Genomic DNA, 23,730 nt, shown 5'->3' with positions numbered 1-23,730 from the left:
GCCGCCGCGATGGCCGCGAGCCGCACACCGCGGGCCCGCCGGGCGGCGGCCCGCGGCCTGGTCTCGCTCGGCCTGGCCTCGCTGACGATCAACACCCTCGGCAAGCGGTCGGTGCGCCGGGCCCGGCCGGTGCTGGACCCCGTGCCGCTGGTGCGGCAGCTGAAGCGGCAGCCGATCACCACGTCCTTCCCGTCCGGCCACGCGGCGTCCGCCGCCGCCTTCGCGACCGGCGTCGCCCTGGAGTCCCCGGCGTGGGGCGCGGCGGTGGCCCCGGTGGCGTTCTCGGTGGCGATGTCCCGGGTGTACACGGGGGTGCACTTCCCGAGTGACGTCCTGGCCGGGGCGGCGCTCGGCGCGGGCGCCGCCCTCCTGGTACGGCGGCTGGTCCCGACCCGCTCCCAGATCCGGCGGCCCGCCCGCCCGCGCGCCGCGGCGCCCGCGCTGCCCGAGGGCGACGGCCTGGTGGTGGTCGCCAACCGGGCGTCCGGGACGGCGGACCGGGTGCGGGCGCTGCACGACGCGCTGCCGAGGGCGGAGATCGTCGAGTGCGCGCCGGAGGAGGTCGCGGACGAGCTGGAGAAGGCGGCGGCCCGGGCCCGGGTGCTCGGGGTGTGCGGGGGTGACGGCACGGTGAACGCGGCGGCCGTGGTCGCGCTGCGGCACGGTCTGCCGCTCGCGGTGCTGCCGGGCGGCACCCTCAACCACTTCGCCTACGACCTGGGCGTGGAGGACGAACGGCAGCTGGCGCAGGCCGTCCGGCACGGCGAGGCGGTCCGGGTGGACGCGGCGCGGTTCACCACCCGGGACGCGCAGGGGCTGTTCCTCAACACGCTGAGCCTCGGGGTGTACCCGGAGCTGGTGCGCGCGCGGGACGGCTGGTCGCACCGGATCGGCGGCTGGCCGGCCGGGGTGCTCGGCGCGCTCCGTGTGCTGCGCGCCGGCCGGCACCCGCTGGAGGTGGAGCTGGGCGGTGAGCGGCGGCCCCTGTGGCTGCTGTTCGTCGGCAACGGCGTCTACCACCGCATGGGCCTCACGCCGGGCCGTCGTACCGACCTGTCGGACGGCCTGCTGGACGTGCGGGTGGTGCACGGCAACGGCAGGCCCGCGCTGCGCCTGCTCACGGCGGCGGTCGCGGGCCCGCTGACCCGGTCGCCCGGGCACGCGGCGGTCCAGGTGAACCGGCTGCGGCTGACCGGCATCGCCCCGGACACCCCGCTGGCGTACGACGGTGAGGTGACGGCGGTGTCGGGTGAGATGGCCCTGGAGAAGCTCCCCGAGGCCCTGACGGTCTACCGCCCTCTCCCGGCCACCCGTTGAGATCGGGTGACACCCTCCCGCTGTCCATATCCTGAAACGGGTATCTCATCATTCGGCATGCCCGCGTACGGTTGAGCCGTACCGGCGGACGGGTCCGGCCGGCCCGCCGACGAGGGTGAAGGGGTTCCGCCATGCCGAAAGCGCAGGAGACCGCCGTCTACACGCACGGGCACCACGAGTCGGTGCTGCGTTCCCACACCTGGCGGACCGCCGCCAACTCCGCGGCCTATCTGCTCGGCGTGCTGAAGCCCCACATGAGGATCCTGGACATCGGCTGCGGGCCCGGGACCATCACCGCCGACCTGGCGGAACTGGTCCCCGACGGCCAGGTCACCGGCGTCGACCGGGCCCCCGGCGTCCTGGAACAGGCCCGGGCCACCGCGGCCGGCCGCGGCCTGACGAACGTCGACTTCGCGGTGGCCGACGTCCACGCCCTGGACTATCCGGACGACACCTTCTGCGTGGTCCACGCCCACCAGGTGCTCCAGCACGTCGGCGACCCCGTGCGGGCACTGCGCGAGATGCGCCGGGTGACGAAGCCGGGCGGGTTCATCGCCGTCCGGGACGCGGACTACGCGGCGATGACCTGGTATCCGGCGGTGCCCGGCCTGGACGACTGGCTCGACCTGTACGAGCGGGTGGCCCGGGCCAACGGGGGCGAACCCGACGCCGGGCGCCGGCTGACGGCGTGGGCGCGGGCCGCGGGCCTGCGGGACGTCACGGCCGGCTCCAGCACCTGGACGTTCGCCACACCCGAGGAGCGGGCCTGGTGGAGCGGCCTGTGGGCGGACCGCACCCTCGCCTCCGACTACGCCGACCGGGCCACGGGGGCGGGCCACGCGACGGCGGAGCAACTGCGGGCCGTGGCGGAGGCCTGGCGGGACTGGGGGCGGCGGGAGGACGGCTGGTTCGCGGTCCTGCACGGGGAGATCCTGTGCCGGAAAGAGCCCTGAAGGTGGTGAGCGAGAGCTAGTGACCGTCGCGCGGAAGCAGCGGTCCGAGCGGCCCGAGGTCCAGGTTGAGGTCCTCGGGCCGCAGTCCGTACCGGTCCCGCAGCTCCGCCATCCGCTCCTCCAGGAGCATCAGGGTGAGCCCGATCCGCTCCTCCTGCTCCTCGGTCAGCTCACCGGTGTCGAAGCGCCGCACGGCCTGCCGCTCCATCAGCTGGCGCAGCAGCTCCACCACGGTGAGCACGAGCTTCACCAGGTCGCGTTCGACCGTGTCGGGTTCCAGGTCGAGCCGGTTGCGGCGCTGCCGCGCGGTCATAGGAGCTCCTCGAAGGGCGACGGGACCTGCGCGTTCACGGAGCTGATCAGCGCGTTCAGGTCGATGCGTACGAGATCGACGTCCGCGATGCGCAAGGTGATGTCGCCGGTGATGACGACTCCGCCGGCCAGCAGCCGGTCCAGGAGGTCGACCAGCGCGATCTCGCGGCGTTCGACGACGGTCACCGCCCCTCCCCCGACTCCACGCTCGCTTCCGCTCCGGGTCCCCCGCCTGTTCCGGCCCCCGACTCCTCACCGGAGAAGGAGTACGCGGCCCACGGACCGGTGAGCTCCACCCGGATTCCGGGGGCCTCGTCCTTGGTCCGGTCCACCAGTTCCACGAATTCCTCCGAATGCGCCCGCGGCACCAGATAGGCCGCGTTGAGCACGTTGCGTCCCGGCGCTCCGGAGAGCGCGGAATTCTGCGGCGGATGCATCCGGACGTCCTCGGCGCGCTCGGCGAGGCGCTCGTGCAGGGAATGGGCGAAGCGCTCGGCCCGCTGCCACTTCTCCTCCTGCGCGTGGCTGTGCTCGCGCCGCCGGCGCAGATAGTCCCGTCCGCTGGCCGGCCGCGCCGCGGCGGCGGGCTCGGGTTCGGCGGGCTCGGGCTCGGGCTCCAGGTACACCTTCACGCCCCACTCCACGCGGCCGTGCAGCCGGTCGAGCAGGCGCCGGAAGTCCTCCTCGCGGGCCTCGATCATCATGCGGACGGCGCTGTCGTCGCGGAAGACGGTCGCGAGCCGCAGCGGCAGCGGGGTGGTGACCGTGGTGAGCGCGTCGACCACGCCCTCGTGGGCGCGGGCGGTCGCGGCCAGCCAGTCCAGGTCCTCCAGGTGGGCCTTCAGGGCCTCCTCGCAGAAGTCCGCCTCCGGGACCGTACTGACCACCGCGACCAGCCCGTGGTGGTGCAGCAACGCCGGCGGGGCGCCGCCGACGCCCCGCAGCTGCGCCTGCAGGGGCGTCCCGAAGGGGCGGCAGACGGCGTACACGTACCGCAGTCCGGTCGTCATGGTGCCTCCCTCGGGGCGCGGCCCGACTCCAGTTCCTCCAGCCGGGCGAGCCGTTCTCGCAGCTCGGCGTTCTCCCGGGTCAGCTCGTCACGGCGGGCCCGGGAGGAGAGGGCCGGGTCGCTCTCCCACCAGTCGATGCCCATTTCCTTGGCCTTGTCGACCGAGGCGACGATGAGACGCAGTTTGACGGTGAGCAGTTCGATGTCGAGCAGGTTGATCCTGATGTCCCCCGCGATGACGACACCCTTGTCGAGTACGCGTTCCAGGATGTCGGCGAGGTTCGCCCCCGAGCCCTGGCCATAGGGCTCGGGAAAGCGGCTGGGTGTCGTCATCGACGGCTCCCGCGCTCGGCGTACTCAGGCTCCTCTTCCTCGTACTCGTTCCCGTTCCCGTTCTCGCCCTCGTCGTACTCGTCCGCGTACTCGCCTTCCTCGCCCTCGTCCTCCTCGGGCTCCTCGGGCTCCTCGGCCTCGCGGTCCTCTTCGTCCTCGTACGAGTCCTCGGCGCCTTCCTCCTCCGGGCCTTCCTCGTCCTCGGCGCCTTCCTCGTCCTCGTACTCGTCCTCGTAGGGCTCCTCTTCGCCCTCTTCGCTCTCCTCGCCCTCTTCCGGCTCCTCGCCCTCGCCTTCTTCCTCTTCTTCTTCCGCGCGGGGCTCCTCTTCCTCCCCGCGGGACTCCTCTTCCTCCTCCGCGATGGCGTCCTCGTGGCTGCGGACCACCTCGCCGTCGCGGATCTCACCGCGCCAGCTGTCCTCCGCCTCTCCCTTGAGGGTGATGAAGCGGGCGAAGTTCTTCAGGTCCAGCCTGGCCCGTCGGCCCTGGGCGCGCCAGATGTTGCCGGTCTTCTCGAAGAGGCCGGTCGGGTAGTACTCCATGACCAGCAGGACCCGGGTGAGGTTGTCCTCCAGCCGGTGGAAGGAGACCACGCCCTTGGTGGTGCCCTTGGCGCCCTCCGAGGTCCACTGGATGCGGTAGTCGGGGATCTGCTCGGTCGTCTTCGCCTTCCAGCTGCGGGTGGACCAGAAGACCTTGGCCCGCCAGTCGGACTGGGTGTCATCGGCGCGGCTCGCGCTCTTGACGCCCTTGGCGAAGGTGGAGAAGGACTGGTACTGGGTCCACTGGTCGTAGGCCGTGCGCAGCGGTACGCCCACGTCGACGGACTCCATGATGACGGTGGGCTTCTTGCCCGCGCCGCCCTTCTTGCCCTTGCTGCCGCCGAGGCTGCGCACGGTGTCCAGCACCTTGTCCTTGGCGTGGGAGGCGCCCAGTTCCACCGCGGAGCGCAGCGGTCCCTTGCCCTCGGCGAGCTTGCGCCCGCCCTCCAGCGCCAGTTTGGCGAAGCCCGGGCTCTTGCCCTCGGCTATGTCGTTCAGCTTGCCGGTGGTCTCGCCGAGCTTGCGGCCGATCCCGACCAGCAGCCGCTGGGCCTGTGCGTTCAGGTACTCCTGGGCCTCTTCCTTCAGCCGGTCCGCGGCCTCGCTGTGGGCCAGGCCGGCCAGCGGGGCCGTCAGGCCGCCGGTGGCCCCGCCGGCCTTGGAGGTCACTCTTCCGAGGGTCTCGGTCATCGGTCATCGCCGCCCTTCGACTGCCGGGAGACGGCGCTCCGGGCGGCACCGCCGGCCGCGCCCGCCTTCTTCGCGGCCGTCCCGCGGGCCGCGTCCGTCTTCTTGGCCGCGGCCTTCCTGGCCGGGGCCGCCTTGCCGGCCGCCGTCCCGCCGGCAGCCTTCTTCGCCGGGGACTTCTTCGCCGGCTTCCCGCCCGTCTTGCTCCGGGACGCCTCGGCGCCGCCGCGACCCTCCCCCCGGGGCTGTTTTCGCTCGGCCGGCTTCTGCCGCCGCTCGTCCTGCTCTCCCCGCTCCTCGCGCTCCTCGCGCTCCTCGTCGTCGCCCTCGTCCTCGTCCCGCTCCTCGTCGGAGCCGGTCGGCACGACCCCGGACAGCTGGTCGCGCACCTGCGAGGTACGGCCGTGGAGCCGGTCGGCGAGCGAGTTCATCTGCCGCTCGACCATCGCGCCGGAGGCGGCCTTGCCGACGCCTCGCAGATCCTGGCGCAGCTGATCGCCGATCTCCTTGAACTGAGGATTGTTCTTGAGCTGCTGGTTCACCACCTCGGCGAGCATCTTCGGACTGATGTTGAGCTTCTTGCCGGCCACCACGGAGCCGACCGCGAGCGCCATCTTCAGCTTCTTCGTGCGTCCGAGCAGATATCCGGCCCCTACGGCGAGGCCCAGTGCCGTTCGGTTCATGTCACGTCCCATTGCCTGTCGTGTCGCCGTGATGCAGAGCGATCTCCAGCCGGTCGAGCAGTTCGTCCTCGCGCCGGTCGAACTCCTCCTCGGTGATCTCGCCCGCCTGGAGTTGCTCTTCGAGGCGGGCCAGCTCGGCCCGGACGGTGGCCGGGTCGTAGTAGATCCGCTCCGCCTCCCGGAGCACCTGCCGAATCGCCCACGCGCTGCCGCGCACCGGTGCGAAGGGCAGCAGCAGCACCTCCGAGATCAGTCCCACGGATCTCCTCCTTCCGTCCGGGCCCAGCCGTTACGACGCTCCGGCGTCGGCGCCGGCCGTGGCGCTCGCGGACGCCGTCGGGCCGGGTTCGACGAAGCTGTACGGCGGCAGCGGGCCGTTGACCCGCAGATCGAGGTGGGGATGGCTCTTGCGCACCCGCTCGGCGGCGGCCAGGAAGTCCTCGGCCGACTCGCGGGACACCAGGAACGACACGTTGAGCAGCCAGCCGGTGGACTCCGGGCCCACGCTGACCGCCGCGGCGCACGGCTGGAGCAGGCGCTGCACCTCGGTGGCGTCCTCGGCCTCCTTGGCCTTGACGGCGCCGGCGACCATCTCACCGAGGCGGATCCGGTCGTCGTAGCTGCCGCCGCCCGCCTGCCGGTTGGCCTCGGCGAGGCCGCGGATCTCCGCGTTCTCGGCCATCACGCGGTGCAGGACGGCCTCCTCGACGTGCGTGGCCTTGACGTTGTACTCGACCTTGCCGTCCAGCTCGCGCAGCCGCTCCAGGTAGTGCTCCGACCGCTCGGTCAGCACCGACGTGACGGTGTCGTCGTCGGGGGACACGCTGCCGAAGCGCATGGGCAGCACGCAGCCGGCCGCGCCCGCCTCGGCGAGCACGTTCTGGTGCGCGAGGAGGTCCCGGCGCTTGGGGCGCAGGCCCTCGGGGGCGTCGCTGACGACGGCGGCGAGCTCTCCCGCCGTGAGGACACGGACGGGCCGGGGCGGTTCACCGACACCGGTCATCCCCTCGGGGAGCGCCGGGTGCGAGCGCGCGGTGATCCCGTAGACGTACGTGCTCACTCCTCTTCCTCCTTCCGGCGGGCCGCGGTCTTACGGGGGCGCCGGGACTCGGCCTCGCCTTCCTCCCGGGCCTGCTTGAACGCGTCGGATATGGTCTGCGCGGCGCCGGACAGCGCGCCCTTGGACTTGCCGCGGGCTCCGCTCTCGGTGATCTCGCCGACGAGGTCGGGCAGCCCGGGGGCCCTGTGGGGGCCGGCCTCCAGGTCGAGGCGGTTGCACGCCTCGGCGAAGCGCAGATAGGTGTCGACGCTGGCCACGACGACCCGGACGTCGATCTTCAGAATTTCGATGCCGACCAGGGATACCCGTACGAACGCGTCGATGACGAGTCCCCGGTCGAGAACCAGCTCCAGGACGTCGTAGAGGCCGCTGGTGCCGCCTCCGCCGCCGGACTGCTGTGCCGGGACAACGGTCATGCCGGCCGCTCCTCCTCGTGTGAATGACGGATGGTCGGGGCCACACCGGGTGTGCGTGGCCCGCCGGACGCGGGTGGGGACCTAGCCGCCGCGGCGTGCGTCGGCCCGCCCGCGCTCGTATCGGCGAACGCGCCGGTAGCCGGTGAGCTGACCCTGGGGGTCCAGGTCGACCTGGTAGCTCGCCATCAGGCTCATGGTGTCCGGGACCCGGGCGAGTTCCATCACCTCGACCTCCAGCGACCAGCCGTCCTCGGTCTGCTCGAAGGAGGACACGGTCTCCGGGACGAGTCCCGTCAGTTCGGCGAGCTGGCTGCGCGCCTCGCGCAGCACCTCCATGAGGGGCGGTCGCCGGCCTTCCGTCTTGTTCTGTGTGGTGTCGTGCGTCTGCTCGGTGTTTTCGGTGTTCTCCGAGTTCCGCGATTTCTGTGAATTCTGTGACTGTGATGTGCTGTGTGTGTTCGACATGGCCACCTCTTCCTGCGGGTGGCCCCTCATTCCGTGGCCAAACCTTCAGGAGCCCCGCATGTCGGCGAGGCGACGCCGGGCCGAGCCCAGGGAGCGCCCGCGGGCCGGCAGACCGGCCCACGGGTCGGTGCGGGCCTGGTCGACGGCGTCGGCGAGGGTCCAGCGGCGGGCGTCGGTCCCGGGGTCGTCCAGCTGCTCCCAGGTGAGGGGGACGGCGACCGGGGCGCCGGGGCGGGCGCGGACGGTGTAGGGGGCGACGGCGGTCTGGGCGTACCCGTTGCGCTGCACGTCGAGGTAGAGGCGGTCGCCGCGGTCCTGTTTGCGGGCGGCGGTGGTGAGCCGGTCCGGGTGCCGCGCCGCGGCGTACTCGGCGACGTCGTGGGCGAACTCCCGTACGGCGTCGAAGTCCTGGCGGCCGTCGAGCGGGACGACGAGGTGCACTCCACGCGAGCCCGTGGTCATCGGGGCGGCGGGCAGGCCGAGTTCGTCCAGCAGCTCGCGCAGCCAGACGGCGGCCGCGCGGACGGCGCCGAAGTCGTCGCCGGGCGGATCGAGGTCGAAGACGAGCCGGTCGGGGTGGTCGAGGCCGCCGGCCCGGTCGGTGCGCGAGAGCCATCGGTGCAGGGTGAGGCAGGCCTGGTCGGCGAGGTGGAGGAGGGTCGCGGTGTCGTCGCAGACGACGTGCGTGACGGTGCCGCCCTCCTTGGCGACCTCGGCCCGGGTGATCCACTCCGGGTAGTGCTCGGGGGTGTTCTTCTGCATGAACCGCTGGCCGTCGAGGCCGTCCGGATACCGTTCCAGCATCAGCGGACGGCCTCGCAGGTGCGGCAGCAGGTACGGCGCGACGGAGCGGTAGTAGTCGGCGAGGTCGCCCTTGGTGTACTCCTTCGCGCCCCCGCGGCCGGGGAAGAGCACCTTCCCCGGCCGCTTGATCTCCACCGTGCGGCGGCCCGCGCGTATCGTCCGCGCGTCCTCGCGGCTCATCGCACGACCGCCTCCTCGACCAGCATCCTGGCCGCCGCCGTGATGCCCAGGGCGTCGATGCCGGCCGCGTACAGCTGCTCGTCGGGGGCGGCCGAGCCCGGCATGGTGCGCACCGCGAGCCGGACCAGGCGAGGCACCGGCCTGCCGTCGCCGAACGCCTCCGCGACGGCGTCGCCGAGGCCGCCCTCGGGGTGGTGGTCCTCCACGGTGAGCAGGCAGCCGGTCTCCTCGGCGGCCCGGTGCAGGGTCTCGGCGTCGACGGGCTTGACCGAGTACAGGTCGATCACGCGGACCCGGATGCCGTCCGCGGCGAGCCGGTCGGCGGCGGCCAGCGCCTCCGGCACGGTCACCCCGGCGGCCACGACGGTCAGCCGGTCCTCCTCACTGGAACGCAGCGTCTTGCTGCCGCCGACCGGGAACTCCTCGTCGGGGCCGTAGATCACCGGCGTCTTGCCGCGGGAGGTGCGCAGATAGCGGATGCCGTCCAGGCCGGCCATGGCCGCGACCAGCCGGGCGGTCTGGTTGGCGTCGCACGGGTACAGCACCGTCGAGCCGTACACGGAGCGGAACATCGCCAGGTCCTCCAGACCCATCTGGGAGGGCCCGTCCTGACCGATCGCGACGCCCGCGTGCGAGCCGACCAGGTTGATCCCGGAGCCGCTGATCGACGCCATGCGCACGAAGTCGTGGGCGCGGGTGAGGAACGCGGCGAACGTGGAGGCGTACGGCACCCAGCCGCGCGTGGCCATGCCGACGGCCGTGGCGACGAGCTGCTGCTCGGCGATGTAGCACTCGAAGAACCGGTCGGGGTGCGCCTTGCCGAACTCCTCGGTACGGGTGGAGTCGCCCACCTCGCCGTCCAGGGCGACGACGTCGCCACGGGCGGTGCCGAGCGCGGCGAGGGCCTTGCCGAAGGCGTCCCTCGTCGCGGCCTCGTCGCCCTGCTCGTAGCGCGGCAGCCGGACCGTCTCGGTGGTGAGCGAGCGCAGCGCGGCGGCGGCCTGCGGTTCGGCCACGCGGACGTGCAGCGAGCGCGGCCCGCCGAGTTCGGCGATGGCCTCCTCCGCCTCGGGCAGCGGCTTGCCGTGCAGGCCCTCGCGGTCCTCGACGGCGGCCACGCCCTTGCCCTTCAGGGTGCGGGCGAGGATCACGGTGGGCTGTCCGGTGGTGGACAGCGCCTCCCCGTAGGCCCGGTCGATCGCGTCGACGTCGTGGCCGTCGATCTCGATGGTGTGCCAGTCGAAGGCCTGGAAGCGGCGGGCGTAGGCGTCCAGGTCGTGGCCGTGCCGGGTGGGGCCGCGCTGGCCGAGCCGGTTGACGTCCACGATGGCGACGAGGTTGTCCAGGTTCTCGTGGCCGGCGTGTTCGGCGGCCTCCCACACCGAGCCCTCCGCCAGCTCGCTGTCGCCGCACAGCACCCACACGCGGTAGTCGGTGCGGTCCAGCCGTTTCCCGGCGAGCGCGATGCCCACACCGACGGGCAGGCCCTGGCCGAGCGAGCCGGTGGCCGTCTCCACCCACGGCAGCCGCCGGGGCGTCGGATGGCCCTCCAGCCGGCTGCCGAGCTTGCGGAAGGTGACCAGCTCGCCGTCCTCGATCGCGCCGACCGCCTTGTACGCGGCGTACAGCAGGGGCGAGGCGTGTCCCTTGGACAGCACGAAGCGGTCGTTCGCGGGGTGCTCGGGGCGCTCGAAGTCGTAGCGCATGTGGTTCGCGAGCAGGACGGCCAGCAGATCGGCGGCGGACATCGAGGACGTGGGGTGCCCGGATCCCGCGGCGGCGGACGCCCGCACGCTGTCCACGCGCAGCTGCTGCCCCAGTTCGGCGAGTTCGTCGGTGTTCATGAGTCTCCTCGTTCTCCTTGCGCTCCGGTGCGCCCGATGGCGCCCGGACACGCTCGGTCGCGGTCAGTCGGGTTCGTTCGCGCGGTCCGCGGGATCGGCGGGGTCCGCGCGCTTGACGGGGCCGGGGGCCGGGTGGTCCGGCCCGGCACCGGCGGACTCACCACCGGGCCGGCTCTTCGCGGGTTCACCCCCGGGCTGGTTCCTGGCGGGCTCGCCACCAGGCTGGTTCCTGGCGGGCTCGCCACCGGGCTGCGTCTCCGCCGGCTCACCACCAGGCTGGTTCCCCGGCGGCTCGCCACCAGGCCGGGCCTGCGCCGGCCCACCGCCCAGGTGCCGCTTCGACGGTTCCTCGGGGTGCGGCTTGTGCGTCATGAGCTCGTCTCCCGCCTGGGCGGCCATCCGCTCCGGGCCGCCCGGCACCCGCGGCAGTTCCGGTGAGGCCGTGTCCAGCGGGACCGACCCCGCACGCACCAGGCCCAACTGGACGCCCTGGCGCGGGAGTACCGCGTCCAGCAGCCAGTCGGCGGCGACCCGGACGCGGTTGCCGGGCAGCGCGGCCAGGTGATAGCCGCGGGTGACGGCGCCGGCCGCGGGGCCGGACAGCGGGACACCGAACGGGTTGGCGGCGGCCCGGACCCCGCCCAGGTCGACGGCGAAGCCCAGGTCCCGGTGGCGGTACGGGCGCCGGCGCCGGCCGAGGCCGAGCGAGCCGGCCACGTTCTCCCCGGCCACCCGGCCCTGCCGCCAGGCGTGCTGGGCCGTCATGGGCGTGAACGTCCCCGGACGTTCCAGGTCGGGCACGGCGGCGGCGTCCCCGCAGGCGAACACGTCGGTCCGGCCCGGCAGTTGCAGATACGGATCGACGATCAGCCGCCCGCGCTCCAACGGCTGCCCGACGAGCTCCACCAGCGGATCCGGCCGTACGCCCACGCACCACACCAGCGTCCGGGACGCGACGGACTCCCCGTCGGTGAGCAGCACCCCGTCCCGGGTGGCCTCCTTCACCGACGTGCCCATCCGCACGTCGACACCCCGGTCCCGCAGCACCCGGTCGGCCGTACGGGACAGCCGCTCGTCCAGCTCCGGCAGCACGCGCGGCGCCACGTCCAGCAGGATCCAGCGGGGGCGCAGTCCGCCGGGCAGCGGATGCCGGCGGACCAGGCGGTCGGTGAGCATCTGCAGGTGGGCGGCCACCTCGGTGCCCGTGTAGCCGGCGCCCACCACCACGAACGTGCACCGGGCGGCGCAGCTCCTGCGGTCCTGCTCGGCGGCGGCGAGCTCCACCTGCCGGGTCACGTGGTCGCGCAGGTACAGCGCCTCGGGCAGCCCGCGGAAGCCGTGCGCGTGCTCGGCGACGCCCGGGATCGGCAGCAGCTTGTTGACGCTGCCGACGGCCAGCACCAGCCGGTCGTAGCCGAGGGTGCCCGCGCCGCCCTCGGGGTCCGCGTAGTGCACGGTCCGTGCGTCCAGGTCGACGCCGTCCGCCTCGCCGAGCACCAGGCGCACCCCGCGCAGTGTGCCCGGCAGCGACACGGTGACCCGGCGCGCCTCCAGGACCCCGGCTGCGACCTGCGGCAGCAGCGGCAGGTACAGGAAGTAGTCGGTCGGGTTCAGCAGGGTGATGTCGGCCCGGTTCCGGGTCAGCCGGGCCAGGGTGCGCGCAGCCCGGTACCCGGCGAATCCGGCGCCGACGATCACGACGCGAGGTCGGCTCACGGTGCGCCTCCGGCGGTGTGGCTCGTCCGAGGTCTTCCGCGTAACCGGGGCCGGGGCACCCAAACGCCGGACCGGTCACCCGGACGCCGGTGGGAGCACCCGGACGCCGCCGCGCACCGCCGTGGCCCGCCGCGCACCGCCGTACCGGCGTTTCACGCTGTCGGCCCCGGTTACCCGGGCCGGGTCCGGATCACACCGTCGGCCGCGTCCACGCGGAGGTTGCGCCCATGCCCGAGTACGGCTATTTCCTGGCGAGCGAGGAACACGACCCCGCAGCCCTCGTCGAACAGGCCCGGATGGCCGAGCAGGCCGGTTTCCAGGCGCTGTGGATCTCCGACCACTACCACCCGTGGAACGACGCGCAGGGACAGAGCGCGTTCGTGTGGTCGGTGATCGGCGCGCTGTCGGAGGCGGTGTCGCTGCCCATCGAGACCGCGGTGACCTGTCCGACCGTGCGGATGCACCCGGCGGTCGTGGCGCAGGCCGCGGCGACCAGCGCGGTGATGACGGAGGGCCGCTTCCGGCTCGGTCTCGGCACCGGCGAGGCGCTCAACGAACACATCCTCGGCGACCCGTGGCCGCCGGTGCACGTGCGCCTGGAGATGCTGGAGGAGGCGGTCCAGGTGATGCGCCGGCTCTTCACCGGGGAGGAGGTCAACCACCGGGGCACGCACTACACCGTGGAGAACGCCCGCCTCTACACCGTCCCCGAGGAGCCCGTCCCGATCGACATCTCCGGCTTCGGTCCCAAGGCGACCTCGCTGGCCGCCCGCATCGGCGACGGCTACATCACGATGATGCCGGAGGAGGAGATGGTCACCCAGTTCCGCAAGGGGGGCGGCGGGGCCAAGCTGGTCAGCGGCGGCACGAAGGTCTGCTACGGCACCGACCGCGAGGAGTGCGTCCGCACGGTGCACCGGCTCTGGTACAACGAGCTGCTGCCCGGCGAGATGGGGCAGGTGCTGCCCTCGCCCCGGCACTTCGAGCAGCTGCACGAGCTGGTCACCGAGGACATGGTGCGGGAGAAGTCGGTGTGCGGGGACGACGTGGACGAGCACGTCGCGGCGCTGAAGGCGTTCGCCGACGCCGGGTTCGACCGGGTGTACGTGAACCAGATCGGCCCGGATCAGCGGGGGTTCTTCGACTTCTACCGGACGAAGGTGCTGCCGCAGCTCAGCGGGTGAGGGACGGGTGAGGGAGGGGGCGGGGCCGGCGGCCCCACCCTCCGCTTCGTTCAGGCCCTGTGGTGGGGGGTGTCCGGCGGTGTCTCCGGCATCGGCGGGTACGGCATGCCCAGGCCGCTCGGCGGGGCGGCCGGCGCCGTGCCGCCGACCACGCGGTGCGGGGTGTGGGGTCCGTGCCCGGAGTGGGCGGCGCCGCGCAGGCAGTAGGCCACCACGCCCAGGAGCGCCCCGGTGATCAGCGCCGCGGCCCAGCCGGGCAGGCCGATCGCCAGGGCCAGGCCCACGGCGAGGGCCACCGCGCCGCCCGCGTACAGGGCGGCGGCACCGGACGCCGCGTAGAGCACCGCGGTGCGGCGCTGCTTGCGGGACTGTTCGCGCAGCTCGTCGCGTACCGTCTCGCGTGCCACCTGTGCCAGCTCTTCGACCAGGTGCCTGTCCAGATGTTCCAGGTGATCCAAACGGTCCATACGCTGCGGGTACCCGCCGGGCACAGCGGGTAACGCCGGGGGCCTGCACGCGCCGAGCGGCCCCGACTAGGCTCGGGCGCATGGAGATTCTGGGCGCCTCGCTGCGCATCTGCGTCGACGACCTCGAAGCCGCGATCCCCTTCTACGAGCGCCTGTCGGGCGGCACGGCCGCGCGCTTCCGGCGCGGCGGCGTCCAGGTCGCCGCGGTCGGTTCCTTCCTGCTGATGAGCGGCCCCGAGTCGGAGCTGGAGATCCTGCGCAAGGTAACGGCGACGATCGCCGTGCAGGACGTGGACGAGGCCCACCGGCTGCTGACCGAGCTGGGCGCCGGGATCGTGGCGGGGCCGGTGCCGACGCCGGCGGGCCGGAACCTGCTGGCGGTGCACCCGGACGGTTCGGTCTTCGAGTACGTGGACCAGCGGGGCTGAACCCGCTCAGTCCCGCATCTCGGTGGTGAGGGCCCAGCGTTCGTGATCGCGCCAGGCCCCGTCGACGTAGAGCATGTCGGGGGAGAAGCCCTCCAGCCGGAACCCTGCGCCCCGGGCGAGGGCGATGGAGGCCGCGTTGCCCGGCTGGACGTTGATCTCCAGCCGGTGCAGGCCGAGCGGCCCGAACGCGTACCCGATCACCAGCTCCAGTCCTTCGCGCATCAGGCCCCGCCCGGCCGCGTGCGCGAAGGCGCCGTAGCCGAGGGCGCCGCACTGGAAGCCGCCCCGCACGATGTTGTTGATGTTGATGAAGCCGACGATGGCCCCGCTGTCCTTCTCGCAGACCAGGAAGCCGGCCCGCGCCGGGTCCTCAATGAGCCGGCCGGCGTAGTCGGCGTACGCCTCGTCGGTGTCCGGCGGGAACAGCCAAGGCCGGTGCAGGTCCTTGCTCTCCCGGGCCCGGGCGGTGAACTCGGGGCCGTCGGCGAGGGTGAAGGGGCGGATGACGACGCGCGGGCCCTCGGCGAGGGGACGGGACGGCGGGTGCGGCATCCGCCCAGCCTACGGCGTCACACGGCACCGACCCGTCCCGGCCCACGCGTCAGCGCAGCGCCGGCTCGTCGAGCATCAACGTGCCCGCGTCAGCGTCAGCGCAACGCCGGCTCGTCCAGCGTCAGCGTGCCCCCTCCACGTCAGCGCGGCGCCGGCCACCACGCCCCACACGTCCACGCGGCGCCGGCCCATCCCCCGCGCCACACGTCCACGCACGCCGACCCGTCCCGGCGCACCGCGTCAGCGCAGCGCCGGCTCGTCCAGCGTCAGCGTGCCCGCATCCGCATCCAGTGTGGCGGCGACTCCGAGCGGCATCGTCAACGCCCCTTCGCCGTGGCCGAATCCGACGTTCTCCGCCACCGGGACGCCGAGTCCGCCGAGCCGGTCGGCCAGCAGGGGCCGCAGCCCGGCGTAGTCCTCACAGCCCTCCCAGGAGCCGAGCAGCACCCCGCGCACCCCCTCCAGCCAGCCGGAGCGCAGCAGCTGGGTGAGGTACCGGTCCAGTCGGTACGTCTCCTCGCCCACGTCCTCCAGGCAGAGCAGTCCGCCGCGCGCGGACGGCCGGGCGTGCGGGGTGCCCAGGTCGGCGGCGAGCAGGCAGAGGCAGCCGCCGAGGGTGACGCCCCGGGCCCGCCCGGGAACGAGGGCCGTACCGCCGGAGGCGATCGTGCGGACCGTCTCCGGGGCGAACAGCGTGGCCCGCAGGTGCTCCTGGGCCCGCGCGTTCTTGATGAAGTCGACGCCGGCCGCCATCGGCCCGTACAGCGTGGCGAGGCCCAGGCGGGTCGCGAAGGCCTCGTGCAGGACGGTGAGGTCGCTGAATCCGACGAAGACCTTGGGTCCGGCCGCCCGCATCGCCTCCCAGTCGAGCAGGTCGACCATGCGCTGTGCGCCGTAGCCGCCGCGGGCGCACAGCACGGCGTCCACGGCAGGGTCGCACCAGGCGTTCTGGAGGTCGGCGGCGCGGTCGGCGTCCGAGCCGGCCAGGTAGCCGAAGTCGGGGTGCCGGTCCAGGACATGGGGTGCGACCACCGGGTCGAGGTCCCAGCCGCGGAGCACGTCGAGGCCCGCCTGGAGCCGCTCCTCGGGCACCGGCCCGCTGGTGGCGACGACGGCGACCCGCGCGCCGGGGGCCAGCCGGCGCGGCCGCGCGAGTTCCTTCACGAGGTCAGCTCCACCTTCGGCACCGGCGGTGTCGGGTCCAGCCCGAACACCTGGGCGTACAGGGACAGTTCGGCCTCCAGGGCGCGGACCATGGTGTCGGCCCGCCGGAACCCGTGGCCCTCCCCCGCGAAGGTGAGGTAGGCGTGCGGCACGCCGCGGCCCGCGATCCGGGCGAGGAAGCGTTCGCACTGGGCGGGCGGGCAGATGACGTCGTCCAGGCCCTGGAGCAGCAGGAACGGCGCGGTGAGCCGGTCGGCGTGCGCGGTCGGGGAGCGTTCGGCGTACCGGTCGGGCACCTCGGCGTGCGGGCCGATCAGCGACTCCAGGTAGCGGGACTCGAAGTCGTGGGTCTCGCCGGGACCCCAGGTGGCGAGGTCGAGCACGGGGTAGACGATGGTGCCGCAGGCGTAGACGTCGGTCGTGGTCAGGGAGGCGGCGGTGGTCCAGCCGCCCGCGCTGCCGCCCCTGATCGCCAGCCGGGCCGGGTCGGCGGTCCCCTCGTCGGCGAGGGCCCGGGCGACGGCCGCGCAGTCCTCGACGTCGACCACGCCCCACTGCTCGCGCAGCCGCTCCCGGTAGGCCCGTCCGTAGCCGGTGGACCCGCCGTAGTTCACCTCGGCGACGCCGATGCCCCGCGAGGTGAAGTAGGCGATCGCCAGGTCCAGGACGAGCGGCACCCGGCTGGTCGGGCCGCCGTGCGCCCAGATCACGTACGGCGGCAGCTCGCCGTCGGGCCCGGTGCGGGCCGGGTGGTGCGGCGGGTAGAGGTGGGCGTGCACCTCGCGGCCGTCCGGGCCGGTGAAGGTGCGGATCCGGGGTTCCGGGTAGTAGGCCGGATCGACGGGGTCCCGGTGCGGTGAGCCGATCACGCGGGCGCGGCCGGTGGCGGTGTCCAGTTCGACGACTTCGTAGGCGGTGCGCGGGCCGGCGGCGACGGTGACGACGCGTGCGCCGTGGGTGGCGAGGGTGGCGGCGCACTCCGTCCACGGTCCGACGGCGTCCACGATCTCCCCGGTCTCCGGGTCCAGTATCCCGAGCGCGGTCGGCCCGCGACCGTGCAGGACCGCCAGGAGACCGCTGTCCAGGGGCGCGAACCAGCGCAGCCCGAGCTGCCACAGCGGCCCGCCGAACTCCTCCTCGCGCGGGCACAGGGGGGTGCCGTCGCGGTAGAGGTTCCACCAGCCGCTGCGGTCGCTCGTGTACAGCAGGGCGCCGTCGGCCGACCACTCGACCTGGGCGACGGCCTCGTCCGGGCCGCCGGCGACGGTCCGCGCGTCCGTGAGCCGGCCGTCCTCCGTCACGTCGGCGACGAGCAGCTCCGTGCCGTCCCACGGCATCCGCGGATGGCCCCAGGCCAGCCAGGCGGCCCGCCGGCCGTCGGGGGAGAGCCGGGCGCCGGTGACGAACCGGTGCCGGGGCTCGGTCAGCTCGCGGACGGCGGCGCGGTCGCCGGCGGCCGAACCGTCCAGCGGTACGGCGGCCGGCAGCCGCCGTATGTCGTCGGGGCCGTCCCCGGTGGACTCCTCCAGCACGCACCACACCTCACCGCGGGCGAGGTCCAGCCGGGGCTCCGCCCAGCGCAGGCCGCCGCCCAGCGGGGAGAGCGGGGTGAGCGGGACGGGCTCGCCGCCGGGCTCGTACCGGTACAGCCGCTGGTCGGCGAAGTGCACGAAGACGATCAGCGGCCGGCCGTCGTGGACCGCCCCGGTCCAGGGACGGCCGCCGTACTCGATGACCCGGCTGCGCACGTTCCACGGCGCGGCGAGCACCGACTCCTCACCCCCGTCGGCCCGCCGTCGCACCAGGGTCCGCCGGCCGCCCTCGGCCGGCCGGGGCTCGGTCCACCACACCTCGTCGCCGACGAAGCCCACCCAATCGGGCCGTCCGTCGTGCGCGGCGGCGAGCGCCGCGTCGACCGGCGAGGGCCACGATCCGTACGGCGCGCTCTGCATCCGCTCCCCCATCGTCTAGGCCGTCCGCAGGAACCGGTCCAGGACGCGGACCCCGAAGTGCAGCGCCTCCACGGGCACCCGCTCGTCCACGCCGTGGAACAGCGCCTGGTAGTCGAGGTCCACGGGCAGCTTCAGCGGGGCGAAGCCGTAGCCGGTGATGCCGAGCCGGGAGAACTGCTTGGCGTCCGTGCCACCCGACATGGAGTACGGCACCACGTGCCCGCCCGGCGCGAACTCCTCCACGGCGGCCCGCATCCTCGCGAACACCGGCGCGTCCACCGGCGCCTGGAGGGCCACTTCGCGGTGCGCGAACTCCCAGTCGACGTCCGGCCCCGTCAGCTCGTCCAGCGTGGCGGTGAACTCCCCCTCCGCGCCGGGCAGGCAGCGCCCGTCCACGTGGGCGACCGCCTCGCCGGGGATGACGTTGAGCTTGTAGCCGGCCTCCAGCATGGTCGGGTTGGCGCTGTTGCGGACGGTCGACTCGACCAGCCTGGCGGCCGGGCCGAGCTTCTCCAGCAGCCGGTCCACGTCGGTGAAGTCGGGCTCGATGCCGTACAGGGCGGCGAGTTCGGTGAGGGCGGCCCGTACGGTGGGCGTGAGCCGGAGCGGCCACTCGTACGCGCCGATGCGGGTGACGGCGGCGGCGAGCCGGGTCACCGCGTTCTCCGTGTTCACCTTGGAGCCGTGCCCGGCCCGGCCGCGCGCGGTGAGCTTCAGCCAGGCGGTGCCTCGCTCCCCCGCGGCGATGGGGTAGATCTCCCGTCCGGCCCCGTCGTGGAAGGTGAAGGCACCCGACTCGCTGATCCCCTCGGTGCAGCCCTCGAAGAGTTCGGGGTGCCGGTCGGCGAGGAACCCGGAGCCGTCCTCGGCGCTGGCCTCCTCGTCGGCGGTGAACGCGAGCACGAGGTCCCGGCGGGGCCGCACACCCTGCCGGGCCCAGGAGCGGACCACGGCCAGGATCATCGCGTCCATGTTCTTCATGTCGACGGCGCCCCGCCCCCACACCACGCCGTCCCGGACCTCGCCGGAGAACGGGTGCACGGTCCAGTCGGCGGCCTCGGCGGGCACCACGTCGAGGTGCCCGTGCACCAGCAGCGCGTCGGCGGACGGGTCGGTGCCCTCGATGCGGGCGACCACGTTGGTGCGGCCCGGGGTGCGCTCCAGCAGCAGGGGGTCCAGGCCCGCCCCCGCCAGCCGTTCGGCCGCGTACTCGGCGGCGGGCCGCTCCCGGCAGTCGCCGCCGCCCCGGTTGGTGGTGTCGATGCGGATCAGACCGGAGGTGAACTCCACGACCTCGGCCAGGGCCAGGTCGTCGGCCTGCGGGTCAGCCATACTGCTCCTCCACGGCGGCAGAGACGATCGTGGTGACCGCCTTGAACGTCCTGATCCCCTCGTACATGGTGGCGCTGGTGTACGCCACCTTCCGCTCCCCGATCCGCGCCACGCCGGGCACGACGGTCGCGGCCATCGCGAGATGCTCGGCGTCGAACTCGACGGCGACCGTGAACGGCCCGGCGTCGACCGGCTCCTGACGGACCGCCAGCCGAGTGGCCTCCTTGGCCGCCGCGCGGATGTCGGCCGCGGTGCGGGCCGGGGTCCGGCACACGGCCGCGTACCGCGACACATGGTCCTTCACGGCCACCTTCAGCGCCTCCGGCGCGTAGCCGAGGGCGTCCTCGCAGGCCACGTCGTCCCCGGTGACGAGGACGACGGGGACGCCGTACTCGGCGACGACGCGCGCGTTGAGCAGACCCTCGCTGGCGCGGACGTCGTTCAGCCACACACCGGTGATCTGGTTGGCCAGGTAGGTGTGGGCGAGGACGCCTTCCATGCCGGCGCCCGCGTGGTAGCCGACGAACGCGATGCCGTCGACGTCACCGTGCTGGACGCCCTCCACCATGGACAGCGCCTTGTGCCGGCCGGTGAGCATCTCGACCCGTTCGTCGAGCCGCTCCAGCAGGAGGTTGCGCATGGTCCAGTGGGCCTCGTTGACGAGCACCTGGTCGGCACCGCCGTCGAAGAAGCCCTCCACGGCGGCGTTCACGTCCGAGGTGAACATCGACCGGCACCGCTCCCACTGCGGCGTCCCCGGCAGCACGTCGGCGGGCCAGGTGACGCCCGTGGCACCCTCCATGTCGGCACTGATGAGGATCTTCATGGACCGTCACGTTACGCGCCGAGCGGCGGACAGGCTACGACCCCGCCCGAGGAAGCGGCGCCGGGTCCGGTCAGGCCTTGGCCAGGACGAACCAGCGGGCCGGCAGGTCGATGCGGGTGCCGTCCGCCAGGTGCTCGGTCTGCGGCAGCGCCGTGTCGCCTTCGGCCAGGACGGTGAGACCGGCCTCGGCGAGCAGGCGCGGGATCTCGTCGTCGGGGGCGTCGGCGGGCTTGAGGCCGTGGTGGAAGACGCGCTGGAGCTTGGGTCCCGGGCCGCCCGGCTCGGACGCCGCCCGCCGGAGGACGTCGCGGGAGCCGGAGGTCAGCTCGACCACGAAGGCGCGGCCTTCGGAGCCGATGAGTTCGGCGACGGCGGCGGCCACCGCCGGCCGCGCGGCCGGTTCGCTCTGGTGGATGACGGCCCGCATGTAGACGTGGCTGTCGCCGAGCCGCTGGTGCAGGGCGCGGACGGCGTCGGTGTCGGTGAGGTCGAGTTGCTGGAACTCGACGGGGGCGCCGTTCGCCGCGCGGCGGGCGTGCTCGACGGCGGCGTGCGAGAGGTCGACGCCGACGGCGCGGGCGAAGCGGGTGGCCAGGTAGCGGGTCTGGGTGCCGTTGCCGCAGCCGAGGTCGACGATCGTCCGGTCGGGGTCGGCGTGGGGCAGGAGCAGTTCGCTGTGCGGTGCCGCGCTCAGGGACGGGTCGGCGTCCCATATCGCCTCGCCTCGGCCGTCGGAGGTATCGCGCCAGTAACTCTCCCACGCGTTGCGGTAGTTCTCCGAGACGTTCATGCGCTCTCCCCACGGGTCGGTTCCGTGATCGGGATATCGTGAGAACCGCAGGCGGGGCAAGGGCCAGGTGTCCATCTTCACGCGATGTGCGGGCCCCGGTCGCTCCGGACGGCACACGGTCCCCGCGCCGCGCCTCCGTCAGCGGCCGGTGGGGACGGCCTGCTCGAACCAGACGATCTTGCGGTGTCCGCTGGCGCTGGCGCCCCACTCCCGGGCGAGCCGGCTGACCACGCGCAGGCCGCGCCCCGACTCGTCGTAGGGGCCGGCGCTCAGCATGGCGGGCAGGGCGGGTTCGTCGTCGGTGACCTCGAACAGCAGCGCGTCGGTGCGGACCACGCGCAGCCCGATCCGGTCGCTCTCCGCGTGCCGGACGGCGTTGGTGACCACCTCGCTGACGAGCAGTTCGGCCGTCTCCACGGCCTGCGGCAGGCCCCACCCCAGAAGCCGCTCGCGCACCAGGCGGCGGGCCCTGGCCACCTCGCGCGGGTCGGCGTCGAGCCGCCACTCGGCGACGTGCTCGTCGGGGATGCCGTTGAGACGGGCCATGAGCAGGGCGACGTCGTCCTTGCGTCCGCCGCGCGTGTTCAGGGCGCGGATGATGGTGTCGCATGCGTCGTCCATGGAGGCCGCGGGGTGGGCGGCGGACTCGCAGAGCGCGGCGAGGCCCTCGCCGATGTCGGAGCCGCGCACCTCGACCAGGCCGTCGGTGCACAGCACCAGCCGGTCGCCCGGCGCCACCTTGACCCGTGTGACCTCGAAGGGAACACCGCCCACGCCGATCGGCGCCCCGGTGGGCAGGTCGAGGAGTTCGCTGCGGCCGTCCTCGGCGCGGACCAGCACGGGCGGGATGTGTCCGGCGTTGGCGAGGGTCAGGTCGCCGCGGATCGGGTCGTACACGGCGTACAGGCAGGTGGCGAGGTAGGTGTCGCCGAGCCTGCGGGCCAGGTCGTCCAGGTTGCGCAGCAGCTGGGCGGGCGGGGTCTCCATCGCGGCCATGGTCTGCACGGCGGTGCGCAACTGGCCCATCATGGCGGCCGAGTTGAGACCGTGGCCCATGACGTCACCGACCACGAGGGCGGTGCGGGAGCCGGGCAGTTTGATGGTGTCGAACCAGTCGCCGCCGATCCGGCCGAGCCGGGTGCCGGGCAGATAGCGGGTGGCGATGTCGCAGCCGGCCATCCGCGGGGTGACCTGCGGCAGCATGCTGTCCTGGAGGGTGTCGGCGACGTTCTCCTGGTACGTGTACATGCGGGCGTTGTCGAGGACGAGGCCCGCGCGGGCGGCGAGTTCGGCCCCGGTGGTGCGGTCCATGTCGTCGAACTCCGGCCGGTCCGGGCGGCGCATCAGCACCATGAACCCGAGGACGACGTTGCGCGCCTTGAGCGGGACGATCAGCAGCGACCGGCCGCCGATGAGGGGCCGCAGGTCGCGCTTCTCGAACTCGCCGGAGATGCGCTCGGACAGCTCCTCGGTCACCCGTGGGACGAGCACGGGCTCGCCGGTGACCATGCACTGGTAGAACGGGGTGTGCTCCGGGAAGGCGAAGGCCTCGCCCACGGGCACGGTGTCGTCCCAGCGGCCCGGTTCGTCGTTGTGCTCCACCCAGACGCGGAACATCACGGTGCTGGCGTCCGGCGGGCCGTCCGGGAAGCCCTCGCCGGCCAGCACCGCGGCGCGCAGATGGGTGCCGGCGAAGTCCGCGAACCGGGGCACGGCGGCGCTGGTGACCTCCCGGATCGTCTCGCCGAGGTCCAGGGAGGAGCCGATGCGGGAGCTGACCTCGTTGAGGAACTCCAGCCGCTCGCGGACGGCGGCGTACTCCAGGTCCTGTTCGGCTCCGGCCGGGACCGCGGCCGCGGCCCGCTGCCGCGGTGCGACGGCTTCTTCCGCGCGGGCGCGGCCCGGACGGCGGGGCACGCCCCAGTACGGGGTCACGGGCACCCGGTCGTACTGGCTGAACTCCAGGACGGGGTAGCCGAGTTCGAGGACCTGCGCGACGATGCGGGCGCTGAGCCCGGGGCCCATGTTGGGCAGGATCTCGGGCAGCCGCCGTTCGAGTTCGTCGGAGGCGGGCAGTTCGGTGTGGCGGGCGAAGCCGGGCGAGATGCGTTCGGCGGTCTCGTCGTCGTAACCGCGTTCGTCGCGCAGCCGGCTGGCGTCGGCGGCGAGCACCAGCAGCCGGGAGGGGCCCGGCCCGACCAGCGGGTAGGCCCACCACAGCACGTCCAGCCGCTCGCCGTCGGGCGTCTGCGGGGGCGGGCAGAGCCGGGCCCGGCCGGCCGTGGCGTAGCCGGTGTGCCCGCCGAGCGAGGTCTCCAGGTCGGGGCCGGGTCCGTCGTACCCCTCGTAGGCGTCCGGCATGGCGCCGTCCTGGAGGTCCTCCGGCAGGGTGCCGGAGACGGGCAGCAGGTCGGCCGCGGGCTGTCCGACGGCGTCCTCGCGGCTCACGCGGAACAGGCGCCGCGCGCCGGTGCTCCAGTGGGACACCAGCCCGGCCCGGTCGACGACGACCACGGCCAGCGGAATCCGGCCCGCGGCGGTGTCGCCGACGCCGCGCCCGGGAGGTGTGTCCCGCTCGCTGCCACGGTCCATGGCCCAGGCCCTCTCTCCCCACGGCTGTCCGCAAACGATCTGTGCCGCCCGCCACTACGGTAAGACGACCGCCGGTCGCCATGTGTGGCAATCCTGGAATTGGTTTCACCGGATCGTTCCGG

Annotated in this window: 25 protein-coding genes; 4 read left to right on the top strand and 21 right to left on the bottom strand. The window is 73.6% G+C overall.

The genetic code is table 11. The features are described from left to right. Both ABZV94_RS11725 and ABZV94_RS11720 read left to right on the top strand, forming a co-directional pair. Positions 1 to 1,317, top strand: a 1,317-nt coding sequence (locus ABZV94_RS11725; RefSeq protein ID WP_356339782.1) for a phosphatase PAP2 family protein, incomplete at its 5' end; no start/stop codon positions are given. A gap of 131 nt (positions 1,318 to 1,448) precedes the next feature. Next, positions 1,449 to 2,270, top strand: a complete 822-nt coding sequence (locus ABZV94_RS11720) for a methyltransferase domain-containing protein (protein ID WP_356339780.1) — start codon at positions 1,449 to 1,451, stop codon at positions 2,268 to 2,270. Between the two features lie 16 nt (positions 2,271 to 2,286). On the opposite strand, the gene ABZV94_RS11715 is transcribed toward ABZV94_RS11720, so the two are convergent. From ABZV94_RS11715 to ABZV94_RS11655, 13 genes are all read right to left on the bottom strand, one after another. Continuing rightward, positions 2,287 to 2,583, bottom strand: coding sequence for a gas vesicle protein K (locus tag ABZV94_RS11715; RefSeq protein ID WP_189815893.1), 297 nt, complete (start codon positions 2,581 to 2,583; stop codon positions 2,287 to 2,289). Next, positions 2,580 to 2,768: a gas vesicle protein gene (locus ABZV94_RS11710; RefSeq protein ID WP_103813386.1), complete on the bottom strand. Its 189-nt coding sequence runs from the start codon at positions 2,766 to 2,768 to the stop codon at positions 2,580 to 2,582. The genes ABZV94_RS11715 and ABZV94_RS11710 overlap by 4 nt, the downstream gene beginning before the upstream one ends. Beyond that, positions 2,765 to 3,592: a GvpL/GvpF family gas vesicle protein gene (locus ABZV94_RS11705; protein WP_356339777.1), complete on the bottom strand. Its 828-nt coding sequence runs from the start codon at positions 3,590 to 3,592 to the stop codon at positions 2,765 to 2,767. Before ABZV94_RS11705 ends, ABZV94_RS11710 begins: the two co-directional genes overlap by 4 nt. Beyond that, complete coding sequence (locus ABZV94_RS11700; RefSeq protein ID WP_356339775.1) at positions 3,589 to 3,924, bottom strand: gas vesicle protein; 336 nt, start codon at positions 3,922 to 3,924, stop codon at positions 3,589 to 3,591. Before ABZV94_RS11700 ends, ABZV94_RS11705 begins: the two co-directional genes overlap by 4 nt. Further along, positions 3,921 to 5,156, bottom strand: a complete 1,236-nt coding sequence (locus ABZV94_RS11695; protein ID WP_356339774.1) for an SRPBCC family protein — start codon at positions 5,154 to 5,156, stop codon at positions 3,921 to 3,923. Before ABZV94_RS11695 ends, ABZV94_RS11700 begins: the two co-directional genes overlap by 4 nt. Continuing rightward, entirely contained in the window at positions 5,153 to 5,836 is a 684-nt protein-coding gene (locus ABZV94_RS11690) for a DNA primase (RefSeq protein WP_356339772.1), read from the bottom strand. Before ABZV94_RS11690 ends, ABZV94_RS11695 begins: the two co-directional genes overlap by 4 nt. A 1-nt stretch (position 5,837) precedes the next feature. After that, positions 5,838 to 6,095, bottom strand: a complete 258-nt coding sequence (locus ABZV94_RS11685) for a gas vesicle protein GvpG (protein ID WP_356121763.1) — start codon at positions 6,093 to 6,095, stop codon at positions 5,838 to 5,840. Between the two features lie 30 nt (positions 6,096 to 6,125). After that, complete coding sequence (locus tag ABZV94_RS11680; protein WP_356339770.1) at positions 6,126 to 6,896, bottom strand: GvpL/GvpF family gas vesicle protein; 771 nt, start codon at positions 6,894 to 6,896, stop codon at positions 6,126 to 6,128. After that, complete coding sequence (locus ABZV94_RS11675) at positions 6,893 to 7,312, bottom strand: gas vesicle structural protein GvpA (protein ID WP_356339768.1); 420 nt, start codon at positions 7,310 to 7,312, stop codon at positions 6,893 to 6,895. Before ABZV94_RS11675 ends, ABZV94_RS11680 begins: the two co-directional genes overlap by 4 nt. A gap of 81 nt (positions 7,313 to 7,393) precedes the next feature. Next, positions 7,394 to 7,777 carry a gas vesicle protein gene (locus ABZV94_RS11670; protein ID WP_356339766.1) on the bottom strand — a complete coding sequence of 128 codons (384 nt, stop codon included), beginning with the start codon at positions 7,775 to 7,777 and terminating at the stop codon, positions 7,394 to 7,396. 45 nt (positions 7,778 to 7,822) lie between these two features. Continuing rightward, positions 7,823 to 8,761: a non-homologous end-joining DNA ligase gene (ligD, locus tag ABZV94_RS11665; RefSeq protein WP_356339764.1), complete on the bottom strand. Its 939-nt coding sequence runs from the start codon at positions 8,759 to 8,761 to the stop codon at positions 7,823 to 7,825. After that, on the bottom strand, positions 8,758 to 10,605 hold the full coding sequence (locus tag ABZV94_RS11660) for a transketolase (RefSeq protein ID WP_356339762.1): 1,848 nt from the start codon (positions 10,603 to 10,605) through the stop codon (positions 8,758 to 8,760). The genes ligD and ABZV94_RS11660 overlap by 4 nt, the downstream gene beginning before the upstream one ends. A gap of 63 nt (positions 10,606 to 10,668) precedes the next feature. Then, on the bottom strand, positions 10,669 to 12,303 hold the full coding sequence (locus ABZV94_RS11655) for an FAD-dependent oxidoreductase (RefSeq protein ID WP_356339788.1): 1,635 nt from the start codon (positions 12,301 to 12,303) through the stop codon (positions 10,669 to 10,671). A gap of 245 nt (positions 12,304 to 12,548) precedes the next feature. On the opposite strand from ABZV94_RS11655, the gene ABZV94_RS11650 reads away from it, so the two are divergent. Then, positions 12,549 to 13,505 (top strand): LLM class F420-dependent oxidoreductase, encoded by a 957-nt coding sequence (locus ABZV94_RS11650; protein ID WP_356339760.1) that lies wholly within the window; start codon positions 12,549 to 12,551, stop codon positions 13,503 to 13,505. A 50-nt stretch (positions 13,506 to 13,555) separates the two neighbouring features. Here the strand turns inward: ABZV94_RS11650 and ABZV94_RS11645 are convergent, their stop codons facing one another. Further along, the gene (locus ABZV94_RS11645; RefSeq protein ID WP_356339758.1) at positions 13,556 to 13,972 is read right to left on the bottom strand and encodes a phage holin family protein; all 417 of its coding nucleotides are present in this window, start codon (positions 13,970 to 13,972) and stop codon (positions 13,556 to 13,558) included. A gap of 80 nt (positions 13,973 to 14,052) precedes the next feature. Between ABZV94_RS11645 and ABZV94_RS11640 the strand changes: the two genes are divergently transcribed. Further along, positions 14,053 to 14,400, top strand: coding sequence for a VOC family protein (locus ABZV94_RS11640; RefSeq protein ID WP_356339756.1), 348 nt, complete (start codon positions 14,053 to 14,055; stop codon positions 14,398 to 14,400). 6 nt (positions 14,401 to 14,406) lie between these two features. On the opposite strand, the gene ABZV94_RS11635 is transcribed toward ABZV94_RS11640, so the two are convergent. From ABZV94_RS11635 to ABZV94_RS11605, 7 genes are all read right to left on the bottom strand, one after another. Then, positions 14,407 to 14,952, bottom strand: a complete 546-nt coding sequence (locus tag ABZV94_RS11635; protein WP_356339754.1) for a GNAT family protein — start codon at positions 14,950 to 14,952, stop codon at positions 14,407 to 14,409. A 240-nt stretch (positions 14,953 to 15,192) separates the two neighbouring features. After that, positions 15,193 to 16,116, bottom strand: a complete 924-nt coding sequence (locus ABZV94_RS11630) for an LD-carboxypeptidase (protein ID WP_356339752.1) — start codon at positions 16,114 to 16,116, stop codon at positions 15,193 to 15,195. After that, positions 16,113 to 18,080 (bottom strand): prolyl oligopeptidase family serine peptidase, encoded by a 1,968-nt coding sequence (locus ABZV94_RS11625; protein ID WP_356339750.1) that lies wholly within the window; start codon positions 18,078 to 18,080, stop codon positions 16,113 to 16,115. Before ABZV94_RS11625 ends, ABZV94_RS11630 begins: the two co-directional genes overlap by 4 nt. Positions 18,081 to 18,083: 3 nt before the next feature. Then, positions 18,084 to 19,400, bottom strand: coding sequence for a M20/M25/M40 family metallo-hydrolase (locus ABZV94_RS11620; protein WP_356339749.1), 1,317 nt, complete (start codon positions 19,398 to 19,400; stop codon positions 18,084 to 18,086). After that, positions 19,393 to 20,226, bottom strand: coding sequence for a M55 family metallopeptidase (locus ABZV94_RS11615; protein WP_356339747.1), 834 nt, complete (start codon positions 20,224 to 20,226; stop codon positions 19,393 to 19,395). The genes ABZV94_RS11620 and ABZV94_RS11615 overlap by 8 nt, the downstream gene beginning before the upstream one ends. A 70-nt stretch (positions 20,227 to 20,296) precedes the next feature. After that, positions 20,297 to 21,016, bottom strand: coding sequence for a class I SAM-dependent methyltransferase (locus ABZV94_RS11610; protein WP_356339745.1), 720 nt, complete (start codon positions 21,014 to 21,016; stop codon positions 20,297 to 20,299). A gap of 138 nt (positions 21,017 to 21,154) precedes the next feature. Then, entirely contained in the window at positions 21,155 to 23,608 is a 2,454-nt protein-coding gene (locus ABZV94_RS11605) for a SpoIIE family protein phosphatase (RefSeq protein ID WP_356339743.1), read from the bottom strand. Positions 23,609 to 23,730: the final 122 nt, after the last annotated feature.

It is taken from the genome of Streptomyces sp. NPDC004658 (assembly GCF_040609555.1).
GTDB lineage: Bacteria > Actinomycetota > Actinomycetes > Streptomycetales > Streptomycetaceae > Streptomyces.
The sequence above is the reverse complement of the archived record's forward strand: the minus strand, read 5'-3'. Positions and strand labels throughout refer to the sequence as shown.

Bases quoted from the DNA above. Each gene is read 5' to 3' on its own strand.
- ABZV94_RS11620 (WP_356339749.1), bottom strand. From the start codon at position 19,400: ATGGCTGACCCGCAGGCCGACGACCTGGCCCTGGCCGAGGTCGTGGAG.
- ABZV94_RS11605 (WP_356339743.1), bottom strand. From the start codon at position 23,608: ATGGACCGTGGCAGCGAGCGGGACACACCTCCCGGGCGCGGCGTCGGC.
- ABZV94_RS11705 (WP_356339777.1), bottom strand. From the start codon at position 3,592: ATGACGACCGGACTGCGGTACGTGTACGCCGTCTGCCGCCCCTTCGGG.
- ABZV94_RS11715 (WP_189815893.1), bottom strand. From the start codon at position 2,583: ATGACCGCGCGGCAGCGCCGCAACCGGCTCGACCTGGAACCCGACACG.
- ABZV94_RS11695 (WP_356339774.1), bottom strand. From the start codon at position 5,156: ATGACCGAGACCCTCGGAAGAGTGACCTCCAAGGCCGGCGGGGCCACC.
- ABZV94_RS11625 (WP_356339750.1), bottom strand. From the start codon at position 18,080: ATGGGGGAGCGGATGCAGAGCGCGCCGTACGGATCGTGGCCCTCGCCG.
- ABZV94_RS11615 (WP_356339747.1), bottom strand. From the start codon at position 20,226: ATGAAGATCCTCATCAGTGCCGACATGGAGGGTGCCACGGGCGTCACC.
- ABZV94_RS11650 (WP_356339760.1), top strand. From the start codon at position 12,549: ATGCCCGAGTACGGCTATTTCCTGGCGAGCGAGGAACACGACCCCGCA.
- ABZV94_RS11660 (WP_356339762.1), bottom strand. From the start codon at position 10,605: ATGAACACCGACGAACTCGCCGAACTGGGGCAGCAGCTGCGCGTGGAC.
- ligD (WP_356339764.1), bottom strand. From the start codon at position 8,761: ATGAGCCGCGAGGACGCGCGGACGATACGCGCGGGCCGCCGCACGGTG.
- ABZV94_RS11670 (WP_356339766.1), bottom strand. From the start codon at position 7,777: ATGTCGAACACACACAGCACATCACAGTCACAGAATTCACAGAAATCG.
- ABZV94_RS11635 (WP_356339754.1), bottom strand. From the start codon at position 14,952: ATGCCGCACCCGCCGTCCCGTCCCCTCGCCGAGGGCCCGCGCGTCGTC.
- ABZV94_RS11690 (WP_356339772.1), bottom strand. From the start codon at position 5,836: ATGAACCGAACGGCACTGGGCCTCGCCGTAGGGGCCGGATATCTGCTC.
- ABZV94_RS11675 (WP_356339768.1), bottom strand. From the start codon at position 7,312: ATGACCGTTGTCCCGGCACAGCAGTCCGGCGGCGGAGGCGGCACCAGC.
- ABZV94_RS11610 (WP_356339745.1), bottom strand. From the start codon at position 21,016: ATGAACGTCTCGGAGAACTACCGCAACGCGTGGGAGAGTTACTGGCGC.
- ABZV94_RS11720 (WP_356339780.1), top strand. From the start codon at position 1,449: ATGCCGAAAGCGCAGGAGACCGCCGTCTACACGCACGGGCACCACGAG.
- ABZV94_RS11645 (WP_356339758.1), bottom strand. From the start codon at position 13,972: ATGGACCGTTTGGATCACCTGGAACATCTGGACAGGCACCTGGTCGAA.
- ABZV94_RS11700 (WP_356339775.1), bottom strand. From the start codon at position 3,924: ATGACGACACCCAGCCGCTTTCCCGAGCCCTATGGCCAGGGCTCGGGG.
- ABZV94_RS11640 (WP_356339756.1), top strand. From the start codon at position 14,053: ATGGAGATTCTGGGCGCCTCGCTGCGCATCTGCGTCGACGACCTCGAA.